Origin of the sequence: Pseudomonas sp. Pse35, from assembly GCF_024519715.1 — a bacterium.
In the GTDB taxonomy this organism is placed as follows: domain Bacteria; phylum Pseudomonadota; class Gammaproteobacteria; order Pseudomonadales; family Pseudomonadaceae; genus Aquipseudomonas; species Aquipseudomonas paracarnis.
On sequence record NZ_JALJRP010000036.1, the window covers coordinates 15,596 to 28,511 of the forward strand.

Here is a 12,916-nt window from a genome sequence, read left to right on the forward strand (position 1 = left end):
TTTTTTTGCCTGGGATTTCAGGGGGAGCCACTACCACTCGCAGGTAGGCCAGCTCCCACATTGGAATGCATTTCCCGGTGGGAGCTGGCTTGCCTGCGATAGCGGCGGCAGGGTCAACCCCGATAAACAGGCCGATCCCAACATGAAACTTTTGTCATAAATCCCTTGCAGCTGCGGCGCAATGTCACAGTTTACAAGGCCTGCAGCATTGTTGCGTTCCCCGCAATGAATTATTGCGCGCAAAATCAGTTTACTTAGCAAGCTAACAAATCATATAACAGAGGCCTGCGACGACTTGCCGCAGATCAACCAGAGATTGGAGCAAGCAGATGACTGTAAAAGTAACTGAACGCGACGATGAACATATGTCCCATGAAGCAGTAGGCCACGGGATTCACATCTGGGATGTCCATCAGCAAGACGTATTGGTCGGCATGTTTCACAACGAGAGCGACGCCCACAACTATAAAAACGAGCTCGAAACTCTCGAACTGCAACGCCAGGCAAAAAGCTCCTGAAGCTCTGAAATCATGTGGACGCCCGGCCCACGCAGCCGGGCCGTTTACGAGAAACCGCGCCTTTGGGGCGCGGTTTTTTTGTCAATAATCGCCATAAATTAATGTAACAAAAACACACACAAATAATGATTCTCGATATCATTCGTTCGCTTTTCATTCAGGCTCACGAATCAGGGAATCAATTAGATGCATGGAAATAGCAGCAAGCCAGAAAACGCGTTACTGGAACGCTGGAGCGAAGCACTTGCCACTGCGCAATTTAAGGCCAGCCACGTCAGCCTCGAAGCCCTGATCAATACGCTGGCACCTGCCGCCGAACGTAGCTTCCAACGCCTGATCCAAGCATTGTTTCGTGAAAGCCTGCTGGACCCCAGCACTCTCCTTTATGACGAACATGGCCATTGCTCGCTGACACTGGCTTGCCAGGCCCGATTGCGTTTCGAACATTTGCACCCTGGCCGCATGGCAAGCTGGGACCTGCGTGGCGAAGTCATCCTGTTGCGCGAAGGCCAGCCCGAACAGAAAATCCAGTTCCCCTCACAGTTGTTGACGTTGCTTAACGCCAGCCTCGAGTCGCCTGCCGACCGGGAAGTGCTCAACCGCCTCAACGTAGAGATCGACGACAGCTTCATCAACGACACCTTGTGCCTCGCCTTCCATGAGCAATGGACGCTCAAGCTGCATGCGTCAATGGACCCGGTGCATCAAGACAACCTGCTGAGTCATCTCAAGAACAGCCCGAGCGTTATCAACCCGACTTCCGTGCTTGAACAGTGGGGAACATTGGGTCACCCATGGCACCCCAACTACAAGACCAAGCTGGGCCTGAATACCGCACAAGTCATCAACTATTCGCCGGAGTTCGAAGCACGCTTCCCGGTGCTGCTGTGCGCGCTGCATCGCCAGTTTGCCCATGTCGAAAAGTTGGCCGGTACCGCCGACTACTGGCAGTGGTGGAGCGAGCACTTCCCGCAGGCAGCACGGCAATTGACCGCAGCCCTGCAAGCGCAGGGCCTTCAGGCAGACGATTATCTGCCGTTGCCTGCCCACCCTTGGCAGGCACGCCAGGAGTTGCCTCAACTGTTCGCCAACGAAATCGGCGACAAACTGCTGGTGCTGACCGATATCGTCGCGTTTACTGCCCACCCCACCATGTCATTCAGAACCGTGTTGCCTGAAGGCCGTCGCGATGCACCGATGGTCAAACTGCCCGTGTCACTGCGCCTGACCAGCGTACAGCGCACCGTATCGCCGCGTTCAGCGCGCATGGGCCCACGGATCAGCCATCTGCTGCTGAGCATCCTGGAACGCGAGCCTGCGATTCAAAAATGCCTGAACATCGTTCCCGAGCGGATCGGTGTGCATTTCCAGCCACAACCGGCCAATGACGAGCACTCCCGCCACTTGGCGGTGCTCTATCGCGACAATCCCCAGAGCCAGCTCCAGCCGGACGAAATGGCCGTGCCGGTGGGCAGCCTGTTTGCCATTGATCAACACGGCCAGCCGCTGCTGCGCCAATGGGTGCGCCTGAGCCAAGGCAAGGATGACGCGGCGGCCATGCTCGCCTTCTTCCATGATTACGCGGCGATCAGTGTGCCGGCGCTGCTGGGCATGTATTTACGCTACGGCATCGCTTTTGAGGCCCATCAACAGAACTCCTTCATGGTGATGGCCGCAGACGGACAATTGAGCCGTCTTCTGTTGCGCGACTTCGGCGATATCCGAATCGACCGCAAAACCTTGCACGCCCACGGCCTGGACATTGAACTGCACGACCCGAAGATGACGCTGTACGACGACGCAGGTTTCGTACGGGACAAGCTGCTGCACACCGTTTTCATGTGCCATCTGGGCGAGCTCATCCTGCTTGCCGCGCGCCACTTCGACATCCCCCAGGCGCTGCTCTGGAATGAACTGTCAGCTCAGGTCAGCCAGTGTTTTGACGACATGCGCTCGCAGGTTGATCCGCAGCGCTGGGCCACCGAGCGCGAAGCACTGCTGGAGCAAGCATGGCCGGCCAAGTCGTTCATGCGCATGCGCCTGCTGGAGAGTCATGCCGATATCGTCGGGCGGTTGCCTAACCCGTTGAGCGCGGCCGCCAATGCCGACTAACAACACAGCGCTGCGGCTGCTGGTGGTGATTCAGTTGGTGTCGATGGGGGCGATGGAAATGAGCGGCCCGTTCTGGCCGCTGCAAATCCAGAAGTTGCTGGGCACTGCAAATGCCCAGTACACCGGCCTGCTGTCTTCGCTGGTGTATGCCGGGCCGATGATGGCAGCGATGATTCTCACACCCATGTGGGGGAAGCTGGGCGACCGTACCGGCCATAAGCCCATGATCATCCGCGCATTGCTGGCACTGGCGGTGTGCCAGGCGCTGGCTGCGATAACGCCTGATCCGTGGTGGCTGGTGGTCATCCGCGTGGTGCAAGGTGCGTTGGCCGGCTTCATTGCAGCGGCCCAAGCCTACGCACTGGCCTGCTGCGGCGAGGGTGGGCGCGGGCACATTCTTGCCAGGCTGCAATCAGCCACCGCTGTAGGCTCCCTGGCCGGACCGGTATTGGGCGGCTGGCTCATGGACATATCCGGTTTCGCATTGCTGTGCTACAGCGCCACCGTCGTCTGCCTGTTGTGCGCGATAATCAGCGCGTTTTTACCCAGCGACTCACCACGATCGAGACCTGCCCGCACGTCCAAGCCTGCCGCACTCCCAAGAGGCTGGATTGGCGCGATGCTGGGGATCATCGTATTAATTCAGGCAGCCAGGATGATGCCGCAACCGTTTTACGCCTTATATGTCGCCCAGGTTTTGCACGCGCCCGCGTGGCTGATCGGCGCCAGCTATGGCGCCAGTGCCTTGACCCTGGCACTGTCCGCGCCGTTGTGGGGCCGCCTGTTCGATCGACATCAGCCAGCCCATACGCTGCGCATCATCGAGTGGGTCACCTGGGCCTGCGCGCTCACGCTGGCCTGCACGGCGCTGGCCAGTGAGTGGTTGGGGTTCATCGCCAGCAGGCTGCTGTGGGGCGTGTGGCAGGGGGCTTTGTTGCCCGTGGCCTACACACTGATCGCCACTACCGTAGCGCACAGACAGCAGGGTTTTGCCCTGGGCATGGGCAACAGCGCCGCGAAAGCTGGTGCGCTGTGCGGCGCATTGTTGGGCGGTATCGGCATGGGGTGGGTAGGCCTGGCACACAGCTTCTGGCTGGTCGCACTGACCTATGCCTTGGCCGCCGTGAGTATCCGCGCCATCCGTTCGTTTGCGCGAGCGCCTGAGACATCCGATTTTTCTGTCAATACTTCTAATAACTCTGAGACATGATCATGAACACATCGCAATGGGCAGTACTGCTGCCACTTCTTGGGTCAATAAGTGCCCCTGCCTGGGCCGATCAGACAGAGCAGACACAGGCAGCCCCGACCAGTCTGCAACTGCAGGCGACAGTGGTATCGGCCACGCGCAGCGAAACCAGCATTGCGCAGATTCCAGGCTCAGTGCAGGTGATCAATGAAGCGCAAATCCGCCAGCAGACCGGGGCAGGACGTCGGGTTGCAGATATCCTCGGCCAACTGGTGCCTGGCATTGCCCCTTCCAGCGGCGGCATGAGCAACTTCGGCCAGACGCTTCGCGGGCGCAATACCCTGATCCTGATCGACGGGGTTTCGCAAAACGCCACGCGCGATAACTTCCGCCAGCTCAACAGCGTGGCACCGGAAAGCATCGAGCGTATCGAAGTGATCTCCGGCGCCAGCAGTGTCTACGGCGCAGGCGCATCGGGCGGCATCATCAACATCATCACCAAACGCAACCAAGGTGAAGACCTGGCGTTCAGCAGCAAGATCGGCATGACCGCCGGCAACAACCTCAGCCACAAGGGGTTCGCTTACCAGGCGTTCCAAAGCGCCACCGGGCGCAAAGGCCCGGTGGACTGGTACCTCTCGGGCAACACCGTGCAGCGCAACGATCAGTTCGACGGTAATGGCAAGCGCATTCCCCAGGACACGTCCCAGGGCAGCAACATGGACACCGATACCTACGACCTGCAAGGTCGCTTCGGCTATGAGCTTGATGACGACAAGAAGATCAGCCTGTCGCTGCAAGACTACAAGGACGAACAAGACACCCGCTACACCAAGAACCCCCGCATCACCAGCAACGCAGTCGCCGTAAAAGGCCTGGACCTGGGCGACCAACCCTACACCCACAACCAGGCGGTCAACCTCAACTACGCCGACAAGGATTTCTACGGCCAGGGCCTGCAGATCGAAAGCTACTGGCGGCGGGCCGACGCCCTGTTCTTTCCAGACCTGTCCCGAGGCCGGGCAGGCGTGTCAGATAACAACAGCGTGCAGGACGTCTACGGCCTGCGTGCAGCGGTCGATACCCAGATGCCGGACATCGGCCCGGCAACGGGCAACCTGGTATGGGGCGCGGACTACGACCATGAAACCTCACGCCAGCGTGGCGACCAATACCGGGTCAATGGCCTGACCTACACGAAAACCGGTACCACGTTCGAACTGGGTCCAGATATCGAGACCACCACCAAAGCCATCTTTGGCCAGCTCTCCTACGACATCGACAACTGGACCTTGCGCGGTGGCGTACGTCGCGAATGGATTGAAAGCAAGGTCTCCGACAGCATCGCATACGGCGAAATCGTCCAGACCGGCAACCGCGCGACACTGCCCGGCGGCACGCTCAAATACGATGACACGCTCTATAACCTCGGTGCGGTGTACCACCTGACCGACAACCAGGATGTGTTCGTCAACTTCAGCCAGGGCTTTTCCCTGCCGGATATCCAGCGCTTCCTGCGTGACGTGAACAGCAAATACGATATCCAGGACCTCAATGCCCAGGCCTTGAAGGTCGACAGTTACGAGCTGGGCTGGCGTGGCGACTGGGACAAGTGGCAGGCCAGTGTCACCGCGTACGAAAACACCTCGGATGTCACGCAGTTCTATGATGCCAATGATCGTGTGCTGCGCCTGATCAATCAGAAAGAACGCGTGCGTGGCGTCGAAACCGGCCTGACCTATAACATCACCGACCAATGGTCCGTCGGTGGTACTTACGCTTACGCCAAAGGCGAGACCCAGCAGAACGGCAAGTGGATCGACCTGCCTGCCACCCGCATCTCCCCCGCCAAGACCACAGCGTTTGTCGGCTACGAGCGTGACGACTACAGCCTGCGCTTGCAGGGGATGCGCCTGGCCAATTATGACGCTGCGGCAAAGGACAACAACGGTCGCGATATCCAGGGCTACACCCTGGTCGACCTGCTGGGCTCGGTAAGGCTACCGGTAGGCCGCCTCGAAGGTGCGGTGTACAACCTCACCAACCGCAACTACCAGAACATGTTCGCCCAGGCCAACGCCCGCGCACCGTACCCGAATGCCGAGGGTCGTACCTTCAGCCTGAGTTACGCAGTGGATTGGTAACCGGTTGGTGCTGCACGCTTAAAACACAAACCCCGCCTTTTGGCGGGGTTTGTCATTTCCAGCGGCTTACCACATCAGATCATCAGGGATCTGGTAAGCGGCGTACGGATCATCCTCGTCCGGCACCTGGCTTTCGGTGAGGATGTTGAGCTGCACGATACGCTCCGGAGCGCGCTCCTGGATTTTAAGCGCCGCTTCCCGCGGGATCACCTCGTAGCCGCCGCCGTGGTGCACGATAGCCAGGGAGCCGTTGCTCAGCTTGTTGCGCATCAGCGTGTTGACCGACAGGCGCTTGACCTTCTTGTCATCCACGAAGTTGTAGTAGTCCTCGGTGGTCAGCTTGGGCAGGCGCGAGGTCTCGATCAGTTGCTTGACCTGGGCGGTACGCGCCTTGGCTTCGGCTTTTTCCTGCTGCTGACGGTTCAGCTCCTGGTCACGCTTGACCTTCTCGGCGTGTGCCTCAGCAGCCAGGCGCGCCTGGGTATCATCGACTTCGGCCTGGCCCTTGTGGACCAGGCGCTGCTGTTTCTGTTTCTCTTTGCCGACCTGCTTGGCCTGCTTTTGGTTGACCAGACCTGCTTTGAGCAACTGGTCGCGAAGGGAAAGGCTCATGGTGCTTACTCACTTAGGCAACTGCTCAACCGCAGCTGGACACATTCTTTTCCTGACGTTTGGCTTCACCCCAGAGGGCGTCCAACTCTTCGAGGGTGCAATCTTCTATGGGTTGGTGTGTATCGCGCAATGCCTGTTCGATAAATCGGAAACGTCGTTCGAACTTGGCATTGGCACCGCGCAAGGCAGTTTCCGGGTCGACCTTGAGGTGACGGGCCAGGTTGACCGCGGCAAACAGCAGGTCGCCGACTTCATCGGCGATGGCCGCCGCATCGTTATCGGCCATGGCTTCGAGCACTTCGTCCAACTCTTCGCGCACGTTGTCCACCACCGGCAACGCGGAAGGCCAGTCGAAACCAACCTGGCTGGCGCGCTTTTGCAATTTGGCCGCACGGGACAACGAGGGTAAGGCGGTGGGCACATCATCGAGTAGGGAGAGTTGCTCGGGAACGTCGGACTTTTCTGCGCGCTCCTCAGCTTTGATCTGCTCCCAGCGCTCCTTGACCTGTTCTTCGCTCAACTGCGGGATATCCAGCGGTGCGTACAGGTCGCCGGTTGGGAACACGTGAGGATGCCGGCGAATCAACTTACGAGTGATGCTGTCGATCACGCCGGCAAATTCGAAGCGCCCTTCTTCCCGGGCCAGTTGGCTGTAATACACCACCTGGAACAGCAGATCGCCCAGTTCGCCTTGCAGATGGTCAAAGTCGCCGCGCTCGATGGCGTCGGCCACTTCATAGGCCTCCTCCAGCGTGTGCGGGACGATGGTCGCGTAGGTTTGCTTGATGTCCCACGGGCAGCCGTACTGCGGGTCGCGCAGGCGGCTCATCAGGTGCAGCAGGTCTTCGAGTGAATACATCGTATCTCTTTCCGCTGAAAATCCAATGTGGGAGCTGGCTTGCCTGCGATGCTTGCGACTCGGTGCTTCAGTTAAACCGAGGTGATGCTATCGCAGGCAAGCCAGTTCCCACAGAAAACAACTCCACATGTCAGTCGGCTGTCATCCTGCTAATCATGGGGTGCGGTTGCGCCGGGTTTCGATGATGTTCGGCAACTGGGAAATCCGCCCCAGCAACCGTCCCAGTGCGTCCAGCCCCGGAATCTCGATGGTCAGGGACATCAATGCAGTGTTGTCTTCCTTGTTCGAACGGGTGTTGACCGCCAGCACGTTGATCCGCTCGTTGAGCAGCACTTGCGAGACGTCACGCAGCAAGCCGGAACGGTCGTAGGCACGGATGATGATGTCGACAGGGTAAGTGAGCACCGGCACCGGACCCCAGCTGACCTGGATGATCCGCTCCGGTTCGCGCCCGCCCAGTTGCAGCACCGAGGCGCAATCCTGGCGGTGAATGCTCACGCCACGGCCCTGGGTGATGTAGCCGACAATGGCGTCGCCCGGCAACGGCTGGCAGCAGCCGGCCATTTGCGTCATCAGGTTGCCCACGCCCTGGATCTGGATATCGCCACGCTTGCCCGGCTTGTAGCCAGTGGCTTTGCGCGGGATCAGCTCCAGCTGTTCGTTGCCGCGCTCCGGCTCGACCAGTTGCTGGGCCAGGTTGACCAGTTGCGCCAGGCGCAGGTCGCCCGCGCCGAGGGCGGCGAACATGTCTTCGGCGATCTTCATGTTGGCCTTTTCGGCCAGCTTGTCGAAGTCCACCTGAGGCAGGCCCAGGCGCGCCAGTTCGCGTTCAAGCAAGGTCTTGCCAGCGGCGACGTTCTGGTCACGTGCCTGCAGCTTGAACCAGTGGACGATCTTCGCCCGCGCCCGCGAGGTGGTGATGTAGCCCAGGTTCGGGTTCAGCCAGTCGCGGCTCGGCGTGCCGTGCTTGCTGGTGATGATCTCGACCTGTTCACCGGTTTGCAGGCTGTAGTTGAGCGGCACGATGCGCCCGTTGATCTTGGCGCCGCGGCAGTTATGCCCGATTTCGGTGTGCACGCGGTAGGCGAAGTCCAGCGGCGTGGCGCCCTTGGGCAAGTCGATGGCGTGGCCGTCAGGCGTGAAGATATAGACCCGGTCCGGCTCGATATCCACCCGCAGTTGTTCGGCCAGGCCGCCGATGTCGCCGAGCTCCTCGTGCCATTCCAGCACTTGGCGCAGCCAGGAAATTTTCTCTTCGTACTGGTTGGACCCGGCCTTGACGTCGGTGCCCTTGTAGCGCCAGTGCGCACACACCCCCAGCTCGGCTTCTTCGTGCATGGCGTGGGTGCGGATCTGCACTTCCAGCACCTTGCCTTCAGGGCCGATTACCGCCGTGTGCAGCGAGCGATAGCCGTTTTCCTTGGGGTTGGCGATGTAGTCGTCGAATTCCTTGGGAATGTGCCGCCACAGCGTGTGGACGATACCCAGCGCGGTGTAGCAGTCGCGCATTTCCGGCACCAGCACGCGCACCGCACGCACGTCGTAGATCTGGCTGAAGGCCAAGCCCTTGCGCTGCATTTTGCGCCAGATGGAATAGATGTGCTTGGCGCGGCCGCTGATATCGGCGTCCACGCCGGTAGCCTGCAACTCCGAACGCAACTGGCCCATCACGTCGCTGATAAAGCGCTCGCGATCCAGGCGCCGCTCGTGCAGCAACGTGGCGATCTGTTTGTATTGGTCGGGCTCAAGGTAGCGAAAGGACAAATCCTCCAGCTCCCACTTGATATGGCCGATGCCCAGGCGATGGGCCAGTGGCGCGTAGATGTCGAAGACTTCGCGGGCCACACGGTTGCGCTTTTCATCATCGGCGGTCTTCACCGCACGGATCGCGCAGGTACGCTCGGCCAGCTTGATCAGCGCGACGCGCACATCGTCGACCATCGCTACCAGCATTTTGCGCAGGTTTTCTACCTGGCCCTGGGTGCCCAGCACCATGGACTGACGCGGGCTGAGGCTGGCACTGATGGCGGCCATGCGCAGCACGCCGTCGATCAGCTTGGCCACCACCGCGCCGAAACGCTGGCTGACCAGAGGCAACGCAATGTGCCCTTCGCGCACGCCGCGATAGAGCACGGCGGCGATCAGCGAATCCTGGTCCAACTTGAGATCGGCGAGGATCTCGGCGATTTCCAGGCCAGTGCGAAAACTTGAAGTGCCTTCGGCCCACAGGTTCTTGGCCGCATTGTCTTGCTGTTCAGACTCACGAGCGAACTCGCAGGCTGCTTTCAAGGCTTCACGGTCCAGTGCCGGGTCGACACTGACGGCATGATCCAGCCATGCCTCGAGATTGATACTGCCGTCGGTGTTGATCGGCTGGTGTGCTCTCACCTGTACCATCTTGCTTACCTTCCCTACGACGCACCTTCGATGCGCCAAAATCATCGCCGACTTTACTGCGAGCTCCGTGGCAGTGTTCAGGCCCTGGAGAACGCAGGCCAGTCGGATTAAACGGGCATCCTAGCCCGCTTCAAATAACGCCATGGCCTCGACATGCGCGGTCTGCGGAAACATGTCGAGGATCCCGGCACGCTTTAGCCGGTAGCCTTGCTTGACCAACTCAACCGTGTCCCGCGCCAGCGTGGCTGGGTTGCAGGACACATACACCAGGCGCTTGGCCCCCAAGGCGGCAAGTTTGCGCACAACCTCCAGGGCACCATCGCGGGGTGGGTCCAAGAGTACCGCAGAAAAGCCCTGTTTGGCCCATTCTGCGTCGGTCAAAGGCTGGGACAAATCGGCCTGAAAAAACTGTGCGTTATGCAAATGGTTGCTGACGGCATTGAGGGCCGCACGGTCCACCATGGCCTGTACGCCCTCCACCGCCACCACTTCGCGTACGTGGCGAGCCAGTGGCAGGGCGAAGTTGCCCAAGCCGCAAAACAGGTCCAGTACCCGTTCGTCGGCTTGTGGCGCCAGCCATTGCAGCGCTTGGGCGACCATCGCCTGATTGACCCCGGCGTTGACCTGCACAAAGTCGCCCGGACGGTACGCCAGCTCCAGATCCCACGCCTCCAAACGGAAGCCCAGGGCCTGACCCGGCTCGACGGGCTCCGGCTGCCCTTCCCCGTGCAGCCACAATTGGGCGTCATGGAAGGTGCAGAATTCCTTGAGGATCCGCAGGTCAGTCTCGGACAACGGCGCCATATGCCGCAGCAACACGGCGATGGACGAGCCGCTGAACAACTCGACATGCCCCAACGCCTGCGGTTTGCTCAAGCGACGCAGCATCGTTGGCAAACGCTGCATGATCGGTTGCAAGGCCTGTACCAGCACCGGGCAATCATCGATAGCGACGATGTCCTGACTGGCCACGGCGCGAAAACCCACTTCGAGTTGCTTCGCCTTGGCGTCCCAACGCACGGCTACGCGGGCGCGGCGCCGATAACCGAACTCCGGCCCGCTCAACGGCGCGGCCCACTCTTGCGGTTCGACACCTGCCACCCGCGACAGTTGCTCGGCGAGCATGCGCTGTTTCAGGGCAAGTTGCTGGTCGTGAGGCAGATGCTGCACGCTGCAGCCGCCACAGCGGCCAACATGAGCGCAGGGCGCAGGGCGCCGCAGCTCACTCGCCTGGAACACCCGCTCGGTGCGCGCCTCGACCACTTTGCCATGGGCGCCCAACACCCGTGCTTCCACCTCTTCGCCGGCCAACGCACCATTCACAAACCAGGTGCGGCCTTCAAAGAACGCGATGCCCCGGCCGTCATTGGCCAGGCGCTCGATGGTCAGGCGCTGTTTCTTGCCCACGGGTATCTGTGGTGCCCGGCTGCCGCCCGTCGGCTGAAAGCGCAGGCCTCTCTCGTGCTTGGCCATCAGTTGGGTTCGTCGAAAATGCCGGTCGACAGGTAACGGTCGCCTCGGTCACAGATGATCGCGACGATCACCGCGTTTTCCACTTCTTTGGACAAGCGCAACATACCGGCCACGGCGCCACCGGAGGACACGCCGCAGAAGATGCCTTCTTCACGGGCCAGGCGGCGCGTGGTGTCTTCGGCTTCGCGCTGGGCCATGTCGATGATGCGGTCTATCCGCGTGGCGTTGTAGATCTTCGGCAAATACTCTTCGGGCCAACGGCGAATACCCGGGATGGCCGCGCCTTCCATCGGTTGCAGGCCGACGATCTGAATCGCTGGGTTCTGCTCCTTGAGGTAGCGCGAGTTGCCCATGATGGTACCGGTGGTGCCCATGGAGCTGACGAAGTGGGTGATGGTGCCCTGGGTCTGGCGCCAGATCTCCGGGCCGGTGCTGGTGTAGTGCGCCTCGGGGTTGTCGCCGTTGGCGAACTGATCGAGCACCACGCCACGGCCTTCGGCGGCCATGCGCTCGGCAAGATCGCGGGCGCCTTCCATGCCTTCTTCCTGGGTCACCAGAATCAGCTGGGCGCCATAGGCGGTCATCGCCGCCTTGCGCTCGGCGCTGCCGTTGTCGGGCATGATCAGCACCATCTTGTAACCCTTGATCGCTGCGGCCATGGCCAGGGCGATCCCGGTGTTACCCGAGGTGGCTTCGATCAGGGTATCACCGGGTTGGATCTGCCCACGCAACTCGGCGCGGGCGATCATCGACAGCGCCGGGCGGTCTTTGACCGAGCCGGCCGGGTTGTTGCCCTCGAGTTTGAGCAACAGGGTATTGCTGGTATCACCCGCCATGCGTTGCAAGCGGACCAGGGGCGTGTTGCCGACGCAATCGGCGATTGTTGGGTACTGCAAGGTCATGGCGTATTCGCAATCCAGACTGCGGGGCGCACATCATACCGGGAAAGGCCGGCGGGCCATATCACGCAAAGTGTGGTGCTTATGGCTTAAAGGCATAAGCCGGGTTTATGTCGGGTCGCCATGGTTGCGCCGGAATACTTCATCGCCCATCGCAGCAATCTGCCCTTCGATCAGCGCTTCAAAGGGTTTGAGCAGTGGCTCAAACGACGTCGGCGCTTCCAATACCTGCAACGCTTGCGTGATCGCTTCGACCGTCGACAAGGCGCCAGGCCCCGGCGCCTTGCGCAAGCGATAGCGGGAAACGCCGCCTTCAGCCAATGTCACCCGGGGCAACGCCGCCAGCAAGGGGTTGAGGTGCAGCAGTTTGCGCGCCTTGCGCCAGGTGCCATCGGGAACCACCAACAGCAGTGGCTGATCGTCAGGTGCGTAGGCGTGCAGCGGCTCGGCATCATCCGCCGGAAACAACAGGCGAGCCCGATAGCCAGGCGGGTTCAATAGCGTCGCAAGGTCATCAAACACCTCCCCCACCACCAACTGCGCGTTGTTCAGGCCCAACGCCGCCAACCGCGCAGTATTGAGCGCATGGCCGACCTCGCTCGGGTGCTGCAACAGCAACACGCGGGTGCGGCTGTCGAGGTGGGGGATCAGCGCACAGAGGCAGTGCGTGGTCGGGCGCAGGCAGCGCGGGCAATGGGGTCGGGACATGGTGT

10 protein-coding genes are annotated in these 12,916 nt (G+C 60.7%); 4 read left to right on the plus strand and 6 right to left on the minus strand.

Features of this window, described 5'->3' with window-relative positions:
* The first annotated feature begins 329 nt into the window (after positions 1–329).
* From OC445_RS23030 to OC445_RS23045, 4 genes are all read left to right on the plus strand, one after another.
* Positions 330–518, plus strand: a complete 189-nt coding sequence (locus OC445_RS23030) for a hypothetical protein (RefSeq protein ID WP_003193064.1) — start codon at positions 330–332, stop codon at positions 516–518.
* A gap of 186 nt (positions 519–704) precedes the next feature.
* The gene (locus OC445_RS23035; RefSeq protein WP_054920200.1) at positions 705–2,630 is read left to right on the plus strand and encodes an IucA/IucC family protein; all 1,926 of its coding nucleotides are present in this window, start codon (positions 705–707) and stop codon (positions 2,628–2,630) included.
* The gene (locus OC445_RS23040) at positions 2,620–3,840 is read left to right on the plus strand and encodes an MFS transporter (RefSeq protein ID WP_198791458.1); all 1,221 of its coding nucleotides are present in this window, start codon (positions 2,620–2,622) and stop codon (positions 3,838–3,840) included. Before OC445_RS23035 ends, OC445_RS23040 begins: the two co-directional genes overlap by 11 nt.
* Before the next feature lie 2 nt (positions 3,841–3,842).
* Positions 3,843–5,963 (plus strand): TonB-dependent receptor, encoded by a 2,121-nt coding sequence (locus tag OC445_RS23045; protein WP_054897824.1) that lies wholly within the window; start codon positions 3,843–3,845, stop codon positions 5,961–5,963.
* Positions 5,964–6,029: 66 nt separating this feature from the next.
* On the opposite strand, the gene OC445_RS23050 is transcribed toward OC445_RS23045, so the two are convergent.
* From OC445_RS23050 to OC445_RS23075, 6 genes are all read right to left on the minus strand, one after another.
* Entirely contained in the window at positions 6,030–6,575 is a 546-nt protein-coding gene (locus tag OC445_RS23050) for a DUF2058 domain-containing protein (protein ID WP_014719402.1), read from the minus strand.
* 25 nt (positions 6,576–6,600) lie between these two features.
* Complete coding sequence (mazG, locus tag OC445_RS23055; protein ID WP_034128320.1) at positions 6,601–7,434, minus strand: nucleoside triphosphate pyrophosphohydrolase; 834 nt, start codon at positions 7,432–7,434, stop codon at positions 6,601–6,603.
* A gap of 153 nt (positions 7,435–7,587) precedes the next feature.
* Positions 7,588–9,831 carry a GTP diphosphokinase gene (gene relA, locus OC445_RS23060; protein ID WP_003193076.1) on the minus strand — a complete coding sequence of 748 codons (2,244 nt, stop codon included), beginning with the start codon at positions 9,829–9,831 and terminating at the stop codon, positions 7,588–7,590.
* A gap of 120 nt (positions 9,832–9,951) precedes the next feature.
* On the minus strand, positions 9,952–11,304 hold the full coding sequence (gene rlmD, locus OC445_RS23065) for a 23S rRNA (uracil(1939)-C(5))-methyltransferase RlmD (protein WP_198791457.1): 1,353 nt from the start codon (positions 11,302–11,304) through the stop codon (positions 9,952–9,954).
* Entirely contained in the window at positions 11,304–12,206 is a 903-nt protein-coding gene (gene cysM / locus OC445_RS23070; RefSeq protein ID WP_198791456.1) for a cysteine synthase CysM, read from the minus strand. The genes rlmD and cysM overlap by 1 nt, the downstream gene beginning before the upstream one ends.
* A 105-nt stretch (positions 12,207–12,311) precedes the next feature.
* Positions 12,312–12,911, minus strand: coding sequence for a tRNA-uridine aminocarboxypropyltransferase (locus tag OC445_RS23075; protein ID WP_220382808.1), 600 nt, complete (start codon positions 12,909–12,911; stop codon positions 12,312–12,314).
* Between the last annotated feature and the right edge of the window lie 5 nt (positions 12,912–12,916).

Bases quoted from the DNA above. Each gene is read 5' to 3' on its own strand.
- OC445_RS23030 (WP_003193064.1), top strand. From the start codon at position 330: ATGACTGTAAAAGTAACTGAACGCGACGATGAACATATGTCCCATGAA.
- OC445_RS23035 (WP_054920200.1), top strand. From the start codon at position 705: ATGCATGGAAATAGCAGCAAGCCAGAAAACGCGTTACTGGAACGCTGG.
- OC445_RS23040 (WP_198791458.1), top strand. From the start codon at position 2,620: ATGCCGACTAACAACACAGCGCTGCGGCTGCTGGTGGTGATTCAGTTG.
- OC445_RS23045 (WP_054897824.1), top strand. From the start codon at position 3,843: ATGAACACATCGCAATGGGCAGTACTGCTGCCACTTCTTGGGTCAATA.
- OC445_RS23050 (WP_014719402.1), bottom strand. From the start codon at position 6,575: ATGAGCCTTTCCCTTCGCGACCAGTTGCTCAAAGCAGGTCTGGTCAAC.
- mazG (WP_034128320.1), bottom strand. From the start codon at position 7,434: ATGTATTCACTCGAAGACCTGCTGCACCTGATGAGCCGCCTGCGCGAC.
- relA (WP_003193076.1), bottom strand. From the start codon at position 9,831: ATGGTACAGGTGAGAGCACACCAGCCGATCAACACCGACGGCAGTATC.
- rlmD (WP_198791457.1), bottom strand. From the start codon at position 11,304: ATGGCCAAGCACGAGAGAGGCCTGCGCTTTCAGCCGACGGGCGGCAGC.
- cysM (WP_198791456.1), bottom strand. From the start codon at position 12,206: ATGACCTTGCAGTACCCAACAATCGCCGATTGCGTCGGCAACACGCCC.
- OC445_RS23075 (WP_220382808.1), bottom strand. From the start codon at position 12,911: ATGTCCCGACCCCATTGCCCGCGCTGCCTGCGCCCGACCACGCACTGC.